This window comes from Streptomyces sp. YS415 (assembly GCF_023544665.1).
Taxonomy (GTDB): Bacteria; Actinomycetota; Actinomycetes; order Streptomycetales; family Streptomycetaceae; genus Streptomyces.
Map to the genome: position 1 here is coordinate 54,170 of NZ_JAMJFL010000015.1, position 19,948 is coordinate 74,117.

Sequence of the window (19,948 nt, forward strand, 5' to 3'; positions counted from 1 at the left end):
GGGGCGCCCCCGATGCTTCCTTGTGACATGTACGGGACAGACCCCGGAACGCATCAGAACGCATCGGGACGCATCAGGAAGCATCGGGAAGCGGAGAAGCCATGATCCGACGCAGAACTCTGCTGGCGGCAACGGGCGGAGCACTCCTCGGCAGCACCCTGGCGACGGGCACCGCACACGCGGACGCGACGATCGCCGTCAACCCGGGCACGCGCTACGGCACCTGGGAGGGCTGGGGAACCTCCCTGGCCTGGTGGGGAAACGTCTTCGGCACCCGGGACGACTTCGCCGACCTCTTCTTCACCACCAAGTCGGTGACGTACAACGGCACCTCGCTCCCCGGCCTGGGCCTCAGCATCGCCCGCTACAACCTGGGCGCGTGCAGCTGGAACTCCGTCAACGGCGAGACGATGGTGAAGTCGCCCAACATCCCGGCGTTCAAGCAGATCGAGGGCTTCTGGCAGGACTGGAACAACGAGGATCCGGCATCCTCGGCCTGGGACTGGACGGCGGACGCGGCACAGCGGGCGATGCTGGTGAAGGCGACGCAGCGGGGTGCGGTGAGCGAGCTGTTCGCCAACTCCCCCATGTGGTGGATGTGTTACAACCACAACCCGTCCGGCGCGGCCGACGGCGGCAACAACCTCCAGACCTGGAACCACCGCCAGCACGCCTCCCACCTGGCAGCCGTGGCCCTGCGTGCCCGAACCCACTGGGGCGTGAACTTCGCGACGGTGGACCCCTTCAACGAGCCGGCATCCACCTGGTGGACGGCCACCGGCACCCAGGAGGGCTGCCACCTCGACCCGGCGGTGCAGGCGGCCGTACTGCCGTACCTGCGCAGCGAGTTGGACAAGCGGGGCCTGACGGCCGTACGCATCTCGGCGTCGGACGAGACGAACTACGACACCGCCCGCAGCACCTGGGCGAGTTTCGGCTCCTCGACCAGGGCGCTGGTGTCCCAGGTGAACGTGCACGGCTACCAGGGCGCGGGCGGCCGCAGGGACCTGCTGCACGCGGACGTGGTGACGGCGTCGGGCAAGAAGCTGTGGAACTCGGAGACGGGCGACGGCGACGGCACGGGCCTGAGCATGGCCCGCAATCTCTGCTACGACTTCCGCTGGCTGCATCCGACGGCCTGGTGCTACTGGCAGGTCATGGACCCGTCGACGGGCTGGGCGATGATCGCGTACGACGCGAACACGCTCCAGCCGACGACCGTACAGCCGAAGTACTACGTGATGGCCCAGTTCAGCCGCCACATCCGCCCCGGCATGACGATTTTGGACACGGGCGTGAGCTACGCGGCGGCGGCGTACGACGCGACGGCGCGCCGACTGGTGCTCGTGGCCGTGAACACGGCGACGACCGCCCAGACCCTCACCTTCGACCTGTCCCGCTTCTCGACCGTGACGGGCGGCTCAGGAGGTCTGGTCCCGCGGTGGAACACGGTGACGGGAGGCGGGGACATGTACCGCGCGTACACCGATACGCGGGTGTCCGGAAAGTCGGTGAGCGCGGTGTTCGCGCCGGGGGCCGTGCAGACGCTGCATGTGGACGGGGTGACGATCTAGGAAAGCCGGTCTGTACGCGGGGGCCTGGCCTGCCCGTATCTCTCTTTCGCCGGGCCCCCGCAGTACGGTGTCACCCATGCGCCCCGACACGCCTGCCGAGAACGTCGACCACACTGCCGAAGCGGCACGCCTGGAGCGGACCGCCGGCCTGTACCCCGAGGACGCCGAGGCCCTGCTGCTGCGGGCCGCGGCCCACCTGGAACTCGCCGGCGACCGCCCCGCCGCGTCCACGCTCTACGACCGCCTGCTGTCGTCGGCGGCCACGCTGGAGAACCCGCACCTGGTGCGCGCCCTGAAGGCCGCGAACCTGTGGGAGTACGGCCATGAGGCCGAGGCCAGGGCGATCATCGACGGCATCCGCGCGGCAGCGCCCCGCGACCCGGCGCCCTGGGTGATCGTGGCGGAGGCCCTGGAGGCGCACGACGAGCTGGAGGCGGCGCAGGAGACGTTCACGGAGGCCGTGACCCTGCTCCTCTCGAACGCACCGGAGCCCCCTTACGCCACCCACCCGCTGCTGTACGGCCGCCACCGGGTCCGCCGCATGCTGGGCGCGCCGCACGACGACTGGGACACCACGGCGGACACGCTCCACCTCTCCCACTCGTCCCCCACCTCCGCGGTCTCCCTGGACGAACTCCACGACCCCAAGCGCGTGTGGTCCCTTGGCTCGGACAACCCGGCGGAACTGGAGGCGGAGATCGGCCGCCTGCGGGCGGAGCTGGGCGCGTACCGGGAGGCGCTGTCCCGCCCCTTCCCGGTGGCGGTGCTGCACTGGCCCGAGACGGAACTGGCGGAACTCACTGAGGCCTACCCGGCGCTGGCGGAGGAGTACCCGTCCCACGAGGCACACCTGTCGACCATAGAGGCCTCCCTGCGCGAACTGGCCTCCTCCGGCACCGCGAACCTGGGCATCGTGACGGGGACGGTGCCGTCCTACGAGGCGTTCGCGGCATCGGAGGGCACATCACCGGGCGACGCCTCACTGCTCCCGCAGTACGCGACGACGCTGGCGGCCAGGGGCAGGGCGGTGGCGTGGCCGCCGCAGCGGGGGGCGGAGTGCTGGTGCGGGTCGGGGCGGGGGTATCGGGGGTGTCATGGGGTGGGGTGAGTGAGCGGTTCGGGGGCTGGAGGGGGCGGAGTGACCTGAGCGGAGCCCTGACGCATATCGACGGCGCGGAGTGACCGGAGCTCAGCCCTGGCGCCCCTCCACGGCGGCGGCGACATCGTCCAAGTCCTTGGCGATGGCCTTGCTGACGGCCCGGGTGCCCAGCCCGCCGAGGAGCTTGGCGAGGACTCCCCTGAAGCCGCCGCTGGGGGCATCGGCACTGAACGACAGGGAGACGGTCGTCGTCTCCGGTCCGTCCGCCCGCAGCACCCACTCCGAGAGGTAGCGGGACCCGTGCGACTCGGCCTCGACGACATACCGCACGGGCGGGTCGCAGTCGGTCACCCACATCTCCTCGGTGGCCTCCTTCCCGAACATCCGCCGCGTCTCCCGCCACCGGGTCCCCACATCGAAGGGCCCCTCGGAAAGAACCTCGACCTTCGAGACCCCGCTGAGGACGTCCTCCATCCCCCGGAGGTCGGTTAGGGCATCCCACACCAGGCCTTGAGCTGCGGCGATACGGCGCTCTACGACTACGGTCTTACTGGTCATGGGTCCATGAAAGCAGGGGGGCGGACAGCCGCCCATGGGAACTGTCACAGCTGCCTGCTACAACAGAGCCCTTGCCATGTGAGGGATGGGGGATACGGCGTGGCTCTGCCGGGGGATTTGTCTCAGCCTGTTGCGGGTGTGTACGAGGAGCTTGTCACCCACCGCATGCAGCAGCAGATAGAGCAGCTGACCGGTGCGGGTTGGAAGGCCGTCGATGATGAAGTTAGCGAGGAATCGTCACCGCATGTAATCGCCCGGCATATCGAACGGGCGGTGAGTCACCGCCTCAGCCAGCTACCGCCGGACCAGCGCGTTGCGGTAGCCAACCAGATCATCGCCTCGCTTACACCCAGTGAGAGTGTCGAGCTCATCGCCGATGGACCTCGACAACTCCTTGCGCTGGCCGAGCAGGAAGCCCCTGGCGTTTACGCCATGCGTCCGCTCACTCCCCTCTCAGAGACCGCCCTCATCACCAACTCCCCCGAGGATCCAAGCCTGGGAAGTGAGCTGCGAGCTGAGCTTGCCACCGCAGATCGCATCGATCTGCTGTGTGCCTTCGTCAAGTGGTACGGGCTGCGCGTGCTTGAGGACTCCCTCCGCGCCGCCAGGGATCGTGGCATCCCGATTCGCGTCATCACGACCACGTATATCGGCGCGACCGACCGCCACGCACTGGACCGACTCGTTCGTGACTTCGGCGCTCAAGTAAAGATCAACTACGAGACCCGTTCGACGCGCCTGCATGCCAAGGCCTGGCTGTTTCGCCGCAAAAGCGGCTTCGATACGGCCTACGTGGGTAGCTCCAACCTCTCGCGAGCCGCTCTCCTCGACGGGCTGGAGTGGAACGTACGCCTGTCCTCCGTAGCCACTCCGGTGGTGCTCAAGAAGTTCGAGGCCACCTTCGACGCGTACTGGAACGACATCGCTTTCGAGCTCTACGATCCGGATCGCGACGCGCGCAAGTTGGACGAGGCTCTAGGCGTGGCAGGTGGTTCAACTGCCGGCCACGACTTCAAGATCAGCTTGTCCGGTCTTGAGGTTCGGCCGTATCCGCATCAGGCCGACATGTTGGAGCGCCTGCGCGTTGAGCGTGAAGTCCGCAGTCACCAGCATAACTTGCTCGTTGCTGCGACAGGTACCGGCAAGACTGTCATGGCCGCCCTTGACTACCGCAATCTGCACAAGGAGCTGGGTGGCAAACAGTACCCGCGGCTCCTCTTTGTGGCTCACCGTAAAGAGATTCTGAAGCAGTCTCTGCGCAAATACCGTGAAGTACTCAACGACGCCTCCTTCGGAGAAGTCCTCGTGGGCGGTGAGCTACCTCGCGAATGGAAGCATGTCTTCGCTAGCGTGCAGTCACTCACCGATCAGCGACTCGACCAGTTCGACCCGGAACATTTCGACATCATCGTCGTCGACGAATTCCATCACGCCACCGCTACGACGTACCGACGCGTCCTTAACCACTTCAAGCCGAAACAGCTCCTCGGTCTGACCGCTACTCCCGAACGTGCGGACGGTCTGAACGTTCAGGACGAGTTCTTTGACGGACGAATCGCCGCCGAAATGCGGCTATGGGAAGCCCTCGACAACGACCTGCTCTGCCCATTCCACTACTTTGGCCTGCCCGATGGCACCGATCTCAGGCGACTCAACTGGCGTTCGGGAACGTACGACCAGAGCCAGCTCGGCGAGCTGTTCTCCGCCGACCATGCCCGGGCCCGTATCGTCATCAAACAGGTGCGCAGCAAGGTCTCCGACCCGATGAGCATGCGCGCACTGGGTTTTTGCGTGAGCAGGAAGCACGCTCACTTCATGGCGCAGTGCTTCCAGCTGGCAGGCTTCAAGGCCGCCGCCCTGGACAGCGAGTCGAAGCCCGAAGTCCGCGATCAGGTGCTCGCCCAGCTCAAGGCTGGAGAGATCCAAGTCATCTTCTCGGTGGACCTCTTCAACGAGGGCTTGGATATCCCCGACGTTGACACACTCCTCCTCCTGCGCCCGACAAGCAGCGCCACCGTCTTCCTCCAGCAGCTCGGGCGCGGTCTCCGCCGCACGCCGGACAAACCCGTACTCACGGTGCTCGACTTCATCGGCCAGCATCGCGCCGAGTTCCGGTTCGAAGAACAGTTCCGCGCGATGACGAACCTGTCGCGCAACCGGCTCCTTGAGCACGCCGAGCATGATTTTCCGCTGCTGCCGTCGGGCTGCCAGATCATTCTGGAAGGAAAGTCCAAGGAACTCGTACTGGAGAACATTCGCACCCAGATCAAGGCGAACGTCCAGACCCTCGCCAAGGAGGCCAAGGCCTTCAATACGCCTCTCCTCGCTGACTACCTCAAGGAGAGCCGCCGCGAGATCAGGGAGTTGTATAAGGCGAGCAATTCTTGGACGTCTGTCCTGCGCCGAGCCAGCATGACCGACCTGCCTGAACAAGCTGGTGAGGAGGATCTACTCAAGCGGGTGCATGCGTTTCTGCACGTCGATGACCTCGAACGTGCTGAGGCGTATGCTCGCTTGCTGAGCGATGACGCTCCTCCCTACGATTCCTTGAGTCCGAGGGACAAAACCTTCGCACGCATGCTGTTCTTCAACTTGTGGGACAAGGCTGGTGGGTTCAGTTCGTACGCGCAAGGACTCGAATCGCTTCGTGCACAGCGAGCCCTGCGCAGCGAACTACGGCAGGTGCTGAAGCATGTGATGGGACAGGCCGATCACTTCCCCATCCCCCTCGTTGGCCCGCACGCGCACATCCCTCTGAAGGTCCATAGCGCGTACAACCGCTCTGAGATCCTGGCCGGGCTAGGTGTCGCTCGGCTCGGCGGTCAGATGCCTGGATCTTTTGCGCAGGGTGTGTTGTGGGACGAGCAGAACCAGACGGATGCTCTGCTGATCACTCTAGAAAAGAACGAAAAGGACTTCTCACCCACCGTCCGGTACAAGGACTATGCGCTGAGCCCTTCTCTCTTCCATTGGGAGTCGCAGAGCACAACCGCGGACACATCACCCACCGGACTGCGCTACCAACAGCACGTCCAGCGCGGAAGCCATGTGCTGATGTTCATGCGGCGCTATAAGGACACCGACATCGGCAAAGCCCAACCATGGATGCTGCTCGGTCCAGCAACCTACGTCCGTCATCAGGGCAGCAGGCCCATGGCCATCACCTGGCAACTGCACCACGACCTGCCCGCCGATGTGTGGTCGTACTCGGCTATCACCGCGGGCTAACCGATGACGTACGCGTGCTAACTGACCGGCTGGCGTGGATCACGCAGGATTTCTCCCGCCCTTTGGAGGAAGGCCGCATGGGCGTGCGCCATCTCATCCCTGGCTTCGACAAAGCGGGACCAGGCTGCGCTCATGCCCTCGGGATTCGTACCTACGACCGCCAACAAGGAAGCTACTGCTGCCATCGACGCCTCCGTCAGCAAGTAAGCCAGCTCGTTTGCCTCGCTTGGTCCCCAAAGCGCCAACTGGCTGGTTTTCGCTTGCATCTCAAGCGTGCCCTCTCCCACCTCGCGCCGTGCCGAAGCATCCAGCCCACTGCTGCCGCGCACCTCGGGGGCGAGTCGTGTGAGCACTTCATCGAGTACGGCATAAGCCGCAAAGAGAGCAGCAAAGGACTGATGTCGCTGACTGCGCACCCACTGCCAGTGTTCCGCTGCCGCCTGACCGTGCACCTGCGCTAGCGCTGCCTCAACGGCCTTACGTCCGCCGGCTTCCGCTCCACCCCTGGCATACCTCCCGGCAATCACCGCCCCGATGACCGCGGATGCGAAAGCGATAACAGCTGCGATGATCGTCCCCGTCGCCTCACCCATCGCACCATCCTCACCCGAGCCTGACACGGCCACAACGGCGAGATCGGCGACCTACGTCACCTGCTGCACGCCACGAGCAGTGAACCCACTAGCCTCGCTGCATGACAACAACTCCTTTGGTGTTCCAGCCCGGTGCCATCCTGACGCGTAAGCAGATACACCCCGTACTAGGTGGCAGTGGCTTCGCCGGGATCTGTCCCGCTATCGAAAAGCGCAACGTTCTCCTCTTCTCTGACAGCAAGGTCGGCGAACGCTACGGCTATCACGACGGATGGCTAGCGGAGGATGATGACCTGGGTCCAGTCTTCACTTACACCGGCGCCGGTAAGCGGGGCAACCAGACCTTCACAGGTGGCAACTTATCCATACTTGAGCACGCCCGGATGAGTCGCACGCTGCATCTGTTCGTCGCCGTGGGCAAGGTTCCTGGGAGTGATACCCGAACGCATCGATACATAGGGATGTTCAAGCTTGATGAGCGCAGACCATTCGAGATACGCGAGGCCAAAGACGAGCTAGGTCAGGATCGTGACGTCATCGTCTTTCGGCTGCGCCCCATCGGCCGATACGTGAGAGAGGCGTCCGACACTCTCCAGCTAGCGCGCCGATCCCGGTTGGGGTTCAGTCGTACCGCAGGCCGCTATGCCCGGGCGACTCGACGTCGGAGCCGCGAACGGCGGCCACAGACCGACGTCGACCAGGTGACAGCAACCCGTGATGACCTGGCGGATGCGTTCGAGGAGCGTGAGACCGCCAGTGGGGAAACGATTGGTCAACTGGATCTTGCCATGCGTAACTCCAGCTCTCGGCTCATGTTCGAGCTGTACAACCCCACGAACAACACGGTGTATGAGCCGACGGGCAGCGCGGCGAGCGAGTCGATCACTCAGGCTTTGGCCCAGCTCCTCCGCGCAAGACGCTACTTGAATGAGATCCCGCACGAGCAGCCGCTCCATCTGATGGTGCTGGCACCGGCCCTTCCCCAAGCAGATCTCCGCGACCTGCTCACCGAGCATGGGATTGGCCTCGTGTACCGCAACGACAGCGGCGGCTTCTCTGAGTTTGCGGAAGGCACTTTTACGCGTTCCTTCCGCTGCGTGGATTGCCCCGTGCCCGCATAGGTGTCCGGGTGGGGTTATGCCTCACCCCACCCCTCATGTGGCGGCCCCCGTCTCCACCTCGAAGTGAGTCTGCGCGCGGTCCAACGCGTCATCCACGTCATAGCCATGCACCCGAAGCCAGCGGAGGAAATCCGCGATGGCGGCGATGGCGACGTCCTCCGCCTGGCCCGCTGAAAGGCGATGCACTGCTGAGCGAGGAGGCCGTTTCACCGACGTATAGACGCCGAGCAGGGCCTCGGCGCGCGATACGCCGGGGCTCTCCACATGACCGTTCGGAGTAGAAAGCCCCGTCGCCAACTCGCACCACGTGACCTTGTGATCGGGCCGGAGTTGTACGCCCCAGCGGTCAGCGACCGCGTTCACCAGAGCCATCCCTCTGCCGCCTTCCGCCTCCGGGGCCGCGTCGAGCAGCGTGGGCAGAGCGCGCGTGTCAGGGTCGTGCACCTCGATACGCAGGTAGGTGCCGCTCATAGAGACAGCCAACGTGGCCGGTGTGCCGCGCCCGGTGTGGGTGATGACGTTGGTGACCAGCTCACTAACGCACAACTGAGCCTGGTCGACCGTGCCGTGCAATCCCCAGGCCCCCAGATGGAGCCGCATGACACGGCGCAGCGCGGCCACCTCCGCAGGCTCGGCGGTGAAGGCCAAGTCCCACGGCCTGCGTGGCATGCATGCCTCGTGAGTCATGGGGCCCCTCTCGTCGCAGCGGCTCTTGAAAGAGCACAGCGTTATGGACACTCACGTTGAGTTGCTTCCACTCAGAGTGACGAAATCCCATCCCGTCATGCAATGTGCAGCTCGGGATTCCCACTTATGAGTGATTGGCATCCCCATCCCTTGGCGCAAGACTGAACGCCCGCTATCCGAAAGAGGGTTGAGATGGCCGGTTCACCGACGGCACGTCGCCGGCGTCTGTCGATCGAGCTGAAGAAGCTGCGCGAGAAGAGCTCCCTGACCTGCGCGCAGGTTGGCGAAGCCCTGGACTGGAGCGGCTCGAAGGTCAACCGGATGGAGACGGGGAGCGGTCGGGTTCAACCGTCCGACATCGACGCGCTGTGCCGCTTCTACGGCACCACCGACGAGTTGCGCGAGTTCCTCAGATCATTGGCCCGTCAGGCCAAAATGCGCGGTTGGTGGCAGGTCCATGGCACAGGCGTGCCGGAATGGTTCAACATTTACATCGGCCTAGAACAGGACGCGACCACATTCCGTCAATACCAGTGCGAGCTGATCCCCGGCCTGATGCAGACAGAGCCGTACGCCTGCGAACTTCACAAGGCCGGGGGGCACATGGCCGCGGAGGACATCGACAGGGCGGTACGCGTACGCATGGAGCGCCAAGCCATGCTGGCACGGCCCGACGCCCCCGATGCCTGGTTCATCGTGAGCGAAGGCGCTCTGCGCCACGTCATCGGCGACCGCGGGGTGATGCGGGCGCAGCTCGAACGAGTGCTGGAGACGGCCGAGTTGCCCGCCGTAACCTTGCAGGTCCTTCCCTTCGATTCAGGCACCTGTCCGGTCACGGGCTCATTCACCATGCTGGGCTTCCCTGCGCCGGAAGATCCGGACATCGTGTACAGGGACGGCATCACCGACGCCGTGTATCTGGAAGGCGAGCATCATGTGCGGGAGTACACCAGGGCGTTCGACAGACTTCGGGCAGCGGCTTTGAGCCCTCAGCGCTCGGCCGGGTTGATCGAATCGATCGTGAAGGAATACGCAAAGTGAGCGATGCAATATCCAACGAACGTAACGGGCTGGAGTGGTTCACCTCGTCGTACAGCAACGGCGCCGGGGGTGAGTGCGTCGAATGTGCGCTGAGTGACGGCCGCGCCCATGTGCGGGACTCCAAGATTACAAGGGGGCCAGTGGTCACGTCGGCCCGCGGGCCTTGGCAGGCCTTCATACGTGCGGTGGGACAGGATCAGTTCGCGATGCCCGGAGGGCGGCGGGCTCGCTGAGTTCCACGACGTCCTGATGAGCGGCCGCACGCGGCAGCTGGTCACCGGAGTCAGGCCGGGCCCGATGCCGTGTCGCTTCCCCAGAAGCTGACATAACGTGTCACCTACGCCCAGACGAACCGCAGCTGAACCCCGGGGGCCCCATGCTCAAGGTCAGCGTCGTAGTGCCCGTGTACAACGCGGGTGAATACCTGGCCCGCTGCGCCCCCTCCCTCCTCGACCAGAGCATCGGCCGCGACGCCTACGAGATCGTCTACGTCGACGACGGGTCGACCGACGGTTCCGGCGCGCACCTGGACCGGCTGGCGGCCCGGCATCCGCACGTCCGCGTCGTGCACCAGGAGAATTCCGGCTGGCCGGGCAGACCCCGCAACGTCGGTGTCCGGCACGCCAGGGGCGAGTACGTGCAGTTCGTGGACCAGGACGACGAGCTGACGCCGACGGCGCTGGAGGACCTGTACCGCCTCGCCGCGCGCAACGGCTCGGACATCGTCCTGGGCCGGGTGATCGGCACGATGCAGGCGCCCAGCAGGGTGTTCAGACGTACGGTGGACCGCTGCACCGCCGCCGACGCCCCGCTCTTCGAGAGCCTGACCCCGCACAAGATGTTCCGCCGGGCCTTCCTCCTCGAACACGGCATCGAGTTCCCGGAGGGCCGGGTACGCCTGGAGGACCAGCTGTTCATGGCCCGCGCCTACGTCCGCGCCAGGACCGTCTCGATCCTCGCCACCCCCTGCTACGTCTGGAACCGCCGCGAGGACGGCGGCAACACTAGCGCCTCGGCCACGAGTCCGGAGGCGTACTACGGCTACCTGCGCACGGTGGTGGACGCGGTGAAGGAGGGCACGGAGCCCGGCCCCCTCCAGGACGACTTCCTGCGCCGCTCCTACCGGGTGGAACTCCTGCGCCCGGTGAGCGAGCCGAGGGTCCTCCAGCGCACCGGCCCGGCCCTGAACCGCTACTTCAGCACAGTCCGCCGTATGGCCCTCGACTGCTTCCCGCCGGGCGTACGGGAGGGACTGCCCCCGATCTCCCGCCTGCGCGGCGCGCTGCTGGAGGAGGGCCGGCTGGACTCCCTGATCGAGCTGGCCCGGCGGGTACGGGGGATCAGGCCGCGCCTCACGGTGGAGGACCTCCACTGGAGCGACGGGAGGCTCCGCCTCACCACGACGATCGAGATGCTCCGCCCGGACGGCGAACCTCTCACGCTGTACGAACGCCAGGACGGCCGTCTCTGCCTGGACCCCGAGTTCCTGGACGGCATCGAGGGCGCCGAGGACTGGGAGGTCCGGGACCCCCTGGCGTACGCCGAGGGCGAACTGCTGACCCATGACACGGCCCGCGACGCGTGGTGGTTCCCGGACGGCGACCTGACACCGAGGACCCAACGCGCGGGTGACGGCCGCCATCGCGTCCTGCTGTCGGGTACGACGACCATCGACCCGCTGACCCTGGCCGCGGGCGAGCCCCTGCCCCCCGGTACCCACCTGGCGTGGGCGAGCGCGCAGCTCCTGGGGGTGGGCCGCCGCGCACGGGTCGTCCTGGACGACACCCTCGGCAGGACGCCCACCGTGACGGTGGGCCGGCCGCCCCGCCTGGTCATCCCGACCCGGACACCCCGTGACGCGCAACTCGGCCTGTCGGTGGGCCCGCCGGGGAGCACGGCCCTCCACCACCGCCTCCTCCTCCACGCGGCCACCTCCCCCGACCTGCGCCGAACGACCCGCAAGCTCCTGCACCGCCTCCCACCGTCACTGCGCCGCAGGGCGGGCGGACTGGCACGGCGGGCGGATCCCTGGAGCACCCCGAAGGGCGGCTGAGCGGACGCCATGACGTCGTCCTTGAGGCCCTGCGGCAGTGCCACGGGACCGGAGGGTGCAGGATGGGGGTATGACGACCAAGGTCTATTTCGACATCACCATCAACGGCGAGCCCGCCGGACGCATCAACTTCAACCTCTTCGACGACGTCGTCCCGAAGACCGCGGAGAACTTCCGCGCCCTCGCCACCGGCGAGAAGGGCTTCGGTTACGCCGGGTCCTCCTTCCACCGCGTCATCCCGGAGTTCATGCTCCAGGGCGGTGACTTCACCCGGGGCGACGGCACCGGCGGCAAGAGCATCTACGGCGAGAAGTTCGCCGACGAGAACTTCAAGCTCAAGCACGACCGCCCGGGCCTGCTCTCGATGGCCAACGCCGGCCCGAACACCAACGGCTCCCAGTTCTTCGTCACGACCGTCGTGACGGGCTGGCTGGACGGCAAGCACGTGGTGTTCGGCGAGGTCGCCGACGAGACCAGCATGCAGCTCGTGAAGAAGATCGAGTCGCTGGGCTCCCAGAGCGGCAAGCCGTCCGCGAAGGTGACGATCTCGGCGTCGGGTCAGCTCTGACGAGCGACATCCACCGCTGACGGCCGGGGCATGCACCATCGCCCCGGCCTTCTCACATCCCGGCGTCATGATCACGTCCAGGCGCCTCGAGTGAGTGTCGAGCGTGATGACTAGCCTCGTGCCACACCAGTCACACAGCAGGAGGCAGACAGACATGGCGAAGATTCCCAGCGCGATGATCGCCGCGGGCGGGCTCGTCGGCGGGTACGGCGTGGCCCGGTGGACGAAGAAGCGGCCGCTCGGCGGGGTCGTGCTGGCCGCCGCCGGGGCTGCCGCGGCGCAGCAGTGGCGGCAGCGGGCCGGCGGACCGGCCGCGGGCGCGCTGACGGCGGCGTACGTCGCCGGGTTCGCCGGATCGCACCCCCTCGCCAAGAAGGTCGGCGCCTGGCCCGCCGTGCTCGGCGTGGCCGGCGCCGTGGCCCTGGCGTCCTGGGCGGTGGCCGACCGCAACGGCGGCTGAAGCCGGAGGGGGCATCGGCCCGTACGGCCGGCTACGGCCGCCGGACAGGTCGGGGGCGCTCACCTCGGCGCCCCCGCTCCCCGCTCTCGCTCCCCGACCGGACTCAGCCGAACATCCCCACCTCGTAGTCCCCCGCCGGCTGCTGGAGGATCACGTTGACCCGGTTGTACGTGTTGATCAGCGCGATGATCGCCACCAGCGCCCCGAGCTGCTCCTCGTCGTAGTGCTTGGTGGCGTTCTCCCACACCTCGTCCGGGACACCGCCGGCGGCGTCGGCGATGCGGGTGCCCTGTTCCGCCAGTTCGAGCGCGGCGCGCTCCGCCTCGGTGAAGACCTTGGCCTCGCGCCAGACGGCGACCAGGTGGAGGCGCTGGGGGGTCTCCCCGGCCGCCGCGGCGTCCTTGGTGTGCATGTCGGTGCAGAAGCCGCAGCCGTTGATCTGGCTGGCGCGGATCTTCACCAGCTCCAGGGTGGACTCGGGCACGCCCGCGCCCGACACCGCCTTGGCCGCGGCGTTGACGTGCCGGAAGACCTTGGCCAGGACCGGGTTCTCGAAGAGGTTCAGACGGGCTTCCATGACGGGCTCCTCTGTCGTCGTCGGGTGAGTACACCCTCGGGTGAGTACACCCCTATGACGGGTCAGCCCGAGCCCGTGTGACACGGTCACGTGTGACCCGTGCCACAGCAGCCGTCCTCCCCTGCTCCGCAGGTCACGCCGTCTTCTGCGAAGCCCCGGGGGAAGCTCCGGCCGAAGCCCCGGCCTCGACCTCCGACAGGGGCCGCGCGATGTCCTCCAGCGACCGCCGTTCCGCGTTCACCGCCAGGAACGCCGCCACCAGACCCGCCGCGCACATCAGCCCGGCGCCGATCTGGAAGGCCAGCACGGTGTCCCCGACCACGCCCGACTCCGTCAGGTCGGCGAAGATCAGCGGGCCGCTGATGCCGCCGGCGGCGGTACCGAGGGCGTAGAAGAAGGCGATGGCCATGGCGCGGGTCTCCATCGGGAAGACCTCCGAGACCGTGAGATACGCGCTGGACGCGCCCGCCGAGGCGAAGAACAGCACCACGCACCAGCAGGCCGTCAGCGTGGTCGCGCTCAGCGAACCGCGGTCGAAGAGCCAGGCCGTGCCGAACAGCAGCAGGCCGGAGAGCAGATACGTCGAGCTGATCATGATCCGTCGGCCGGCCGTGTCGAAGAGCCGGCCGAGCAGCAGCGGGCCGAGGAAGTTCCCGGCGGCGATGACGGCGAAGTAGTAGCCGGTGCGGCCGGGCGGGATGTCGTAGAACGTCGTCAGGATGGCGCCGAAGCCGAAGGTGATGGCGTTGTAGAGGAAGGCCTGGCCGATGAAGAGGGAGAGGCCCAGGACCGCGCGGCGCGGGTAGCGGGCGAAGACCGTGCGGGCGATCAGGCCGAAGCCGATGCTCTTGCGCTGATGGATGGTGATCTCCGCGCCCGGGGGCGGCAGCGGCCGGCCCTTCTCGCGCTCGATCTCGCGCTCCACCCCGGCCACCAGTTCCTCCGCGTCCTCGCCGCGGCCGTGGATGAACTGCCAGCGGGGACTCTCCGGGACATGGCGGCGTACCAGCAGGATGACCAGGCCGAGGACGACGCCGAGGGCGAAGCTGAGCCGCCAGCCGAGGTCCTTGGGGAAGATCGCGGTGTCCAGCATCACGATGGAGAGCAGGGCGCCGCCGACCGCGCCGAGCCAGTAGCTGCCGTTGATGATCAGGTCGACCCGGCCGCGGTAGAGGGAGGGGATCAGCTCGTCGATCGCGGAGTTGATGGCCGCGTACTCGCCGCCGATGCCGAAGCCGGTGAGGAACCGGAAGAGGAAGAACCACCAGGACTCGAAGGACAGGGCGGTCAGCGCGGTCGCCGCCAGGTAGACGGCGAGCGTCACCATGAAGAGCTTCTTGCGGCCGTAGCGGTCGGTCAGACGGCCGAAGAAGAGGGCGCCGGTGCAGGCTCCGGCCACGTACAGCGCGGCGGCGGTGCCGGTGACCTGGGCGGAAGTGATGTCGAGGCCGCTGCCCTCCTCGGCGAGGCGGCCGGCGACATTGCCGACGATGGTGACTTCGAGACCGTCCAGGATCCAGACCGTGCCGAGGCCGATCACGATCATCCAGTGCCACCGGGACCACGGCAGCCGGTCGAGTCTGGCCGGTACGGCGGTGGTGACGGTGCCGGTCTCTCCTGGCACGGACGCGGACGCTGTTGCTGTCATGGGCACGGCTCCCTCCGACGCGTGGAACCCGTGTCGGGTGCCCCGGCCTGCGAGGACTTACGCCCCGAGCGCGCGGGACACCGTGTAGATGACCAGTCCGGCCAGCGAGCCGACCACCGTGCCGTTGATCCGGATGAACTGGAGGTCGCGGCCGATGTTCGCCTCGATCTTCCGGGTCGTGTGCTCCGCGTCCCAGCCGGCCACGGTGTCCGTGATCAGGGAGGTGATCTCCTTGCGGTAGGTGGTGACGACGTAGACCGCCGCGCCCTCCAGCCAGGTGTCGACCTTGCCCTGCAGCTTCGGCTCGACCGCCATCCGGGCGCCCAGCGACAGCAGCGAGGCCCGCACCCGCAGCCGCAGCTCGCTGCGCTCGTCCTCCGCCGCCGAGACGATCATGGATCGTACGGCCGTCCAGGCGGACGCGATCAGGTCCTGCACCTCGCCGCGGCCGAGCACCTCGCCCTTGAGGCGCTCCACGCGGGCCCGGGTGTCGGTGTCGGACTGGAGGTCGGAGGCGAAGTCGGCGAGGAAGCGGTCGAGGGCGCCGCGGGCCGGGTGGGAGGGCATGTCCCGCATCTCGGTGACGAACCGCAGCAGCTCCTTGTAGACGCGCTCGCCGACCCGCTTGTCGACGAAGCGGGGGGTCCAGCCGGGCGCCCCGCCCTGGACGGCGTCCATGACCTGCTCGTCGTGCAGGATCAGCCAGTCGTGCGCCCGGGAGACCACGAGGTCGACGACCCGCCGGTGGCCGCCGTCGGCCACCACCTTCTCCAGCATCTTGCCGATGCCGGGGCCGATCTCCTGCGCGTCGGCCCGCCGGGTGATCGCCTCCCCGACCACCGCCTGCACGTCCGAGTCGCGCAGCACCGTCAGCGCGCCCCTGAGCGCCGCCGACAGCTCCGCCGTCACCCGGTCGGCGTGCTCGGGATCGGCCAGCCAGGCGCCGAGCCGGCTGCCGATGCCGACGGCGCGCAGCCGCTGCCGTACGACGTCCTCGGAGAGGAAGTTCTCGCCGACGAACTCGCCCAGGGAGACGCCGAGCTGGTCCTTCTTGGTGGGGATGATCGCGGTGTGCGGGATGGGGATGCCGAGGGGGTGGCGGAACAGGGCGGTGACCGCGAACCAGTCGGCCAGCGCGCCGACCATGCCGGCCTCGGCGGCGGCGGCGACATAGCCGGTCCATGCGCCGCCCCCGGAGTTCTGGGCCCATTTGGCGAGGACGTAGACCACCGCCACGAACAGCAGCAGGCCGGTCGCGGTGAGCTTCATCCGGCGTACGCCGCGCTGCTTCTCCACGTCGGCGGCGCTGAAGGTCGTCATCGCACGGACGGCCGATGCGGGGGCGCCGGCAGGGTTGGCCGGTGCGTCCTGCCGGGCATGCTCCTCCACGTCCGATGACTCCGTTTCGCCCGTTTTCGATCGTTCCATCCGCTCCACCCGTTCGCGAGCCCCCTACATATTGTCCCTTCATGACCGACTACTGGAACGAAACGAGAGTTCCCGGCGTCTGTTCCGTGGGGGGAGCACACTGGGGAACTCCACGGTCCAATGGGGGGCCTGTTCATGTCCTCCCACCCTCATGACGCATCATGAGGTGATCACATCGGAGCCTCGGGCTCCCATCGTCCGAGGAGAACCGCACCGCATGACCAGGCGTCACGGTTATGCCCTGCTTTCCGCCATCGTCGCCCTCGTCCTGGGGCTGTCCGCGGCGATCTACGTCGGAGTCGCCGCCGACGACGGCAGCACCCACCGGTCCACGCTGGCCGGCGGGAACACACCCCGCAATCCCGCCGCACCGGTCTCCACCGGCACCTGGGTGGGCGCCTGGTCGGCCTCCCCGGCCGCCGCCGAACCGGGCACCGAGACGGACGGCATGGCGGGCCGCTCGGTCCGCAACGTCGTCCACACCGGCGTCGGGGGTACGAGTGCCCGCGTCACGCTGTCCAATCTCTACGGCCAGTCCCCGCTGACGATCACGCACGCGTCGGTCGCCGTCGCCGCGGGTTCCGGCACGGCCGCCGCGGTGACGCAGTCCATGCGCCGGCTCACCTTCGGCGGCAACACCACGGTCGTGATCCCGCCGGGCGGGCAGGTGATGAGCGACGCCGTCCGCGTGAACATCCCCGCGGACACGAACGTCCTGGTCACGACCTACTCCCCCACACGCTCCGGCCCGGTCACCCACCACCCGCACGCACGCCAGACCTCCTACGCCGCCCTGGGCGACCGGACCGAGGACGTCACCGGCGCGGCCTACACGGAGGAAGTCGGGTCCTGGCGCTATCTCACCGCGCTGGACGTGCTCAGCAAGGACGCGAACGGCACCGTGGTCGCCCTCGGCGACTCCCTCACCGACGGGATCACCTCCACATCGGGCGCCAACCGCCGCTGGACGGACGTCCTTTCCCGGCGGCTGCGCGCAGCGATCGCGGCCGGGGAGGACGTGCCCCGCTACAGCGTGGTGAACCAGGGGATCAGCGGCAACCGGATCCTGGTCGGCGGGCTCGGCCGGCCCGCGGACAACCCGAGCGGCCTGGACCGCTTCCGCCGCGACGTCCTGGACCGCACCAACGTCAAGGTCGTCGTCATCGCCCTCGGCGTCAACGACATCCTGCGCGACCCCGACCTGGCCGACCCGGAGCTGATCCTGGAGGGCATGCGCACCATGGTCGGCCAGGCGCACGCCCGCGGCCTGAAGGTGGTCGGCGCGACGCTGATGCCGTTCCAGGGCCACCGGGGCTACACGGACGGGCGGGAAGCGGTCCGCGGGCAGATCAACGCGGAGATCCGGGCCGGCCGGGTCTTCGACGCGGTGGTGGACTTCGACGAGGCCCTGCGCGACCCGTACAACCCCCGCAAGCTGCGCCCCGAGTACGACTCGGGCGACCACCTCCACCCCAGCGACCTGGGCTACGCCCGCATGGCCGAGGCCCTCGACCTCAAGGACCTGAAGGGCACGGCCCCGGCGAAGCTGTGACGCACCCGCGCTTGCCCGTGCGCATGCACGCACGGCGCGGGCCGGTGTCAGGAGTCGTCCGAGGGCCCCCGGCCGTGGAACCCGTGCCCGTGCAAGCCCCGCCGCGGACCCTTGCCCTCCAGCTTCTCGCGGCGGCGCTCCTCCCGCAGCCGCTGCCGCTCCGCCTTCGTGGCCTTGCGCTCCACACCGACCCCGCCCCAGAAGGCGAACCCGGTCACGATCACCCGAGGGGCCCCGGGATCACCCGGTACGCCCTCCTCGCGATGGTCGAAGCCGCCCATGACGCCGATGCCGCGCACCACGACCTCGACACCCGGCGGCACGATCACATTCATGCCGCCCATGATCGCCACGCAGTTGATGACGACCTCGCCGTCCGCGAAGTCCGCCTCCCGCAGGTCCAGTTCCCCGCCGCCCCAGAAGGCGAAGCCGGTGAAGCGGCGCGGCACGGTCCAGCGGCCCTTGCGCTCGAACCCGGACATCACCGCCACACCCCACGTCGACGACCCCTCGCCGCCGACGATCCGCCCGCGCCAACTCCCGTCGGCGACCGGCCCCTTCACCATGCTCACGGCGGGCGACGCGGGCAGGTCCCGGGTGATCGGCGCCAGTTCCCCGTACGTCCGCGCCTTGTAGGTGGCGTCCAGGCGCTCCTCGAACTCCTCCATGTCGAGCCGCCCCTCGGCCAGGGCGTCCCGCAGGATCTCGGCGACTCGCTCACGATCGGCGTCGGATGCTCTCAGCTCCGGGAGGTCGTCGGTCATGGCAGCAGCCTACGAGTTCCACCGGCCCGGCACTACGCACCGGCCCTTTCCGCGTACATCCGTGCGATCACCGCCTCGATGTCCGGCTCCCGCACCGACAGGTCCACCAGCGGATACTCCGCCGCGACCCGCGCCACCAGTCCCGCCGCCGACTCCCCCGCCGGGAACGCCAGCCACTGCCGCGGCCCCTCCACCCGCACCACCCGTGCCGCGGGGCCCACCTCGATCGGTGGCAGCTCCCGCTCCAGGTCCACCACCAGGGTCCGCTCGCTGCCGCCCGCCTCGTGCAGCCCGGCGAGCGCGCCGTCGTAGACCATGCGCCCGTGGTCGATGACCATCACCCGCGAGCAGAGCTGCTCGATGTCCTGGAGGTCGTGCGTGGTCAGCAGCACCGTCGTGCCGCGCTCCCCGTTCAACTCCCGCAGAAACCCGCGCACCTTCGCCTTCGAGATCACGTCCAGGCCGATCGTCGGCTCGTCCAGGTACAGCACCTCGGGGTCGTGCAGCAGCGCCGCCGCGATGTCCCCGCGCATCCGCTGCCCCAGCGACAGCTGCCGGACCGGGACCTCCAACAGGCCGCCCAGCTCCAGCAGTTCCACGCACCGGTCGAGGTTCTCCCGGTACCGGGCGTCCGGGATCCGGTACATCCGGTGCATCAGCCGGTAGGAGTCGATCAGCGGCAGGTCCCACCACAGGGTGGTGCGCTGCCCGAAGACCACGCCGATGCGGTGCGCCAGGCGCCTGCGCTCCCGGGACGGATCGATACCGGCGACCCGCAGCCGGCCCCCGCTCGGCGTTAGGATCCCCGTCAGCATCTTGATCGTCGTCGACTTGCCCGCGCCGTTCGGCCCGATGTACCCGACCATCTCGCCCCGCGCCACGGTGAAGGAGATCGAGTCGACCGCCCGCACCTGCCGCCGTTCCCGTTTCAGGAACCCGGTCTTCCTGCGCACGTCGAAGACCTTCTCGACACCGTCCACCTCAATGAACACGCACC

18 protein-coding genes are annotated in these 19,948 nt (G+C 67.9%); 10 read left to right on the top strand and 8 right to left on the bottom strand.

Annotation, left to right across the window (positions count from 1 at the left end; genetic code table 11):
• Window positions 1–101 precede the first annotated feature (101 nt).
• Both M8H82_RS20710 and M8H82_RS20715 read left to right on the top strand, forming a co-directional pair.
• A complete protein-coding gene (locus M8H82_RS20710; RefSeq protein ID WP_250076266.1) occupies window positions 102–1,574 on the top strand; it encodes a glycoside hydrolase in 1,473 nt (490 codons plus the stop codon).
• Between the two features lie 76 nt (window positions 1,575–1,650).
• The gene (locus M8H82_RS20715) at window positions 1,651–2,682 is read left to right on the top strand and encodes a YecA family protein (RefSeq protein WP_250076268.1); all 1,032 of its coding nucleotides are present in this window, start codon (window positions 1,651–1,653) and stop codon (window positions 2,680–2,682) included.
• A gap of 81 nt (window positions 2,683–2,763) precedes the next feature.
• Here M8H82_RS20715 and M8H82_RS20720 read toward each other — a convergent pair whose 3' ends face one another.
• Window positions 2,764–3,231: an SRPBCC family protein gene (locus tag M8H82_RS20720; protein ID WP_250076270.1), complete on the bottom strand. Its 468-nt coding sequence runs from the start codon at window positions 3,229–3,231 to the stop codon at window positions 2,764–2,766.
• Window positions 3,232–3,396: 165 nt separating this feature from the next.
• Between M8H82_RS20720 and M8H82_RS20725 the strand changes: the two genes are divergently transcribed.
• On the top strand, window positions 3,397–6,459 hold the full coding sequence (locus tag M8H82_RS20725; RefSeq protein ID WP_250076272.1) for a DUF3427 domain-containing protein: 3,063 nt from the start codon (window positions 3,397–3,399) through the stop codon (window positions 6,457–6,459).
• A 17-nt stretch (window positions 6,460–6,476) separates the two neighbouring features.
• Here M8H82_RS20725 and M8H82_RS20730 read toward each other — a convergent pair whose 3' ends face one another.
• The gene (locus M8H82_RS20730) at window positions 6,477–7,052 is read right to left on the bottom strand and encodes a hypothetical protein (protein WP_250076274.1); all 576 of its coding nucleotides are present in this window, start codon (window positions 7,050–7,052) and stop codon (window positions 6,477–6,479) included.
• Between the two features lie 101 nt (window positions 7,053–7,153).
• Here M8H82_RS20730 and M8H82_RS20735 point away from each other — a divergent pair, with 101 nt between their 5' ends.
• A complete protein-coding gene (locus M8H82_RS20735; RefSeq protein WP_250076275.1) occupies window positions 7,154–8,173 on the top strand; it encodes a hypothetical protein in 1,020 nt (339 codons plus the stop codon).
• A gap of 33 nt (window positions 8,174–8,206) precedes the next feature.
• Here M8H82_RS20735 and M8H82_RS20740 read toward each other — a convergent pair whose 3' ends face one another.
• Window positions 8,207–8,860 carry an ATP-binding protein gene (locus tag M8H82_RS20740; RefSeq protein ID WP_250076277.1) on the bottom strand — a complete coding sequence of 218 codons (654 nt, stop codon included), beginning with the start codon at window positions 8,858–8,860 and terminating at the stop codon, window positions 8,207–8,209.
• Between the two features lie 192 nt (window positions 8,861–9,052).
• Here M8H82_RS20740 and M8H82_RS20745 point away from each other — a divergent pair, with 192 nt between their 5' ends.
• The 5 genes from M8H82_RS20745 (at window position 9,053) to M8H82_RS20765 (ending at window position 12,982) form a co-directional block, all read left to right on the top strand.
• Window positions 9,053–9,901, top strand: a complete 849-nt coding sequence (locus M8H82_RS20745; RefSeq protein ID WP_250076280.1) for a helix-turn-helix transcriptional regulator — start codon at window positions 9,053–9,055, stop codon at window positions 9,899–9,901.
• Window positions 9,898–10,134 (top strand): DUF397 domain-containing protein, encoded by a 237-nt coding sequence (locus M8H82_RS20750; protein WP_250076282.1) that lies wholly within the window; start codon window positions 9,898–9,900, stop codon window positions 10,132–10,134. Before M8H82_RS20745 ends, M8H82_RS20750 begins: the two co-directional genes overlap by 4 nt.
• Before the next feature lie 143 nt (window positions 10,135–10,277).
• Window positions 10,278–11,954, top strand: coding sequence for a glycosyltransferase family 2 protein (locus M8H82_RS20755; RefSeq protein WP_250076284.1), 1,677 nt, complete (start codon window positions 10,278–10,280; stop codon window positions 11,952–11,954).
• Window positions 11,955–12,024: 70 nt separating this feature from the next.
• On the top strand, window positions 12,025–12,522 hold the full coding sequence (locus M8H82_RS20760; RefSeq protein ID WP_250076287.1) for a peptidylprolyl isomerase: 498 nt from the start codon (window positions 12,025–12,027) through the stop codon (window positions 12,520–12,522).
• Window positions 12,523–12,676: 154 nt separating this feature from the next.
• On the top strand, window positions 12,677–12,982 hold the full coding sequence (locus tag M8H82_RS20765; protein WP_250076289.1) for a hypothetical protein: 306 nt from the start codon (window positions 12,677–12,679) through the stop codon (window positions 12,980–12,982).
• 103 nt (window positions 12,983–13,085) lie between these two features.
• Here M8H82_RS20765 and M8H82_RS20770 read toward each other — a convergent pair whose 3' ends face one another.
• The 3 genes from M8H82_RS20770 to M8H82_RS20780 form a co-directional block, all read right to left on the bottom strand.
• On the bottom strand, window positions 13,086–13,559 hold the full coding sequence (locus tag M8H82_RS20770; protein ID WP_250076291.1) for a carboxymuconolactone decarboxylase family protein: 474 nt from the start codon (window positions 13,557–13,559) through the stop codon (window positions 13,086–13,088).
• A 133-nt stretch (window positions 13,560–13,692) separates the two neighbouring features.
• Window positions 13,693–15,207, bottom strand: coding sequence for an MFS transporter (locus M8H82_RS20775; protein WP_250076293.1), 1,515 nt, complete (start codon window positions 15,205–15,207; stop codon window positions 13,693–13,695).
• Window positions 15,208–15,264: 57 nt separating this feature from the next.
• The gene (locus M8H82_RS20780) at window positions 15,265–16,635 is read right to left on the bottom strand and encodes a DUF445 domain-containing protein (RefSeq protein WP_250076295.1); all 1,371 of its coding nucleotides are present in this window, start codon (window positions 16,633–16,635) and stop codon (window positions 15,265–15,267) included.
• 217 nt (window positions 16,636–16,852) lie between these two features.
• Between M8H82_RS20780 and M8H82_RS20785 the strand changes: the two genes are divergently transcribed.
• Window positions 16,853–18,187 (top strand): SGNH/GDSL hydrolase family protein, encoded by a 1,335-nt coding sequence (locus M8H82_RS20785; protein ID WP_250076297.1) that lies wholly within the window; start codon window positions 16,853–16,855, stop codon window positions 18,185–18,187.
• Between the two features lie 47 nt (window positions 18,188–18,234).
• Here M8H82_RS20785 and M8H82_RS20790 read toward each other — a convergent pair whose 3' ends face one another.
• Both M8H82_RS20790 and M8H82_RS20795 read right to left on the bottom strand, forming a co-directional pair.
• Window positions 18,235–18,951 carry a DUF1707 domain-containing protein gene (locus M8H82_RS20790; RefSeq protein WP_250076299.1) on the bottom strand — a complete coding sequence of 239 codons (717 nt, stop codon included), beginning with the start codon at window positions 18,949–18,951 and terminating at the stop codon, window positions 18,235–18,237.
• 32 nt (window positions 18,952–18,983) lie between these two features.
• Complete coding sequence (locus M8H82_RS20795; protein WP_250076301.1) at window positions 18,984–19,943, bottom strand: ATP-binding cassette domain-containing protein; 960 nt, start codon at window positions 19,941–19,943, stop codon at window positions 18,984–18,986.
• Between the last annotated feature and the right edge of the window lie 5 nt (window positions 19,944–19,948).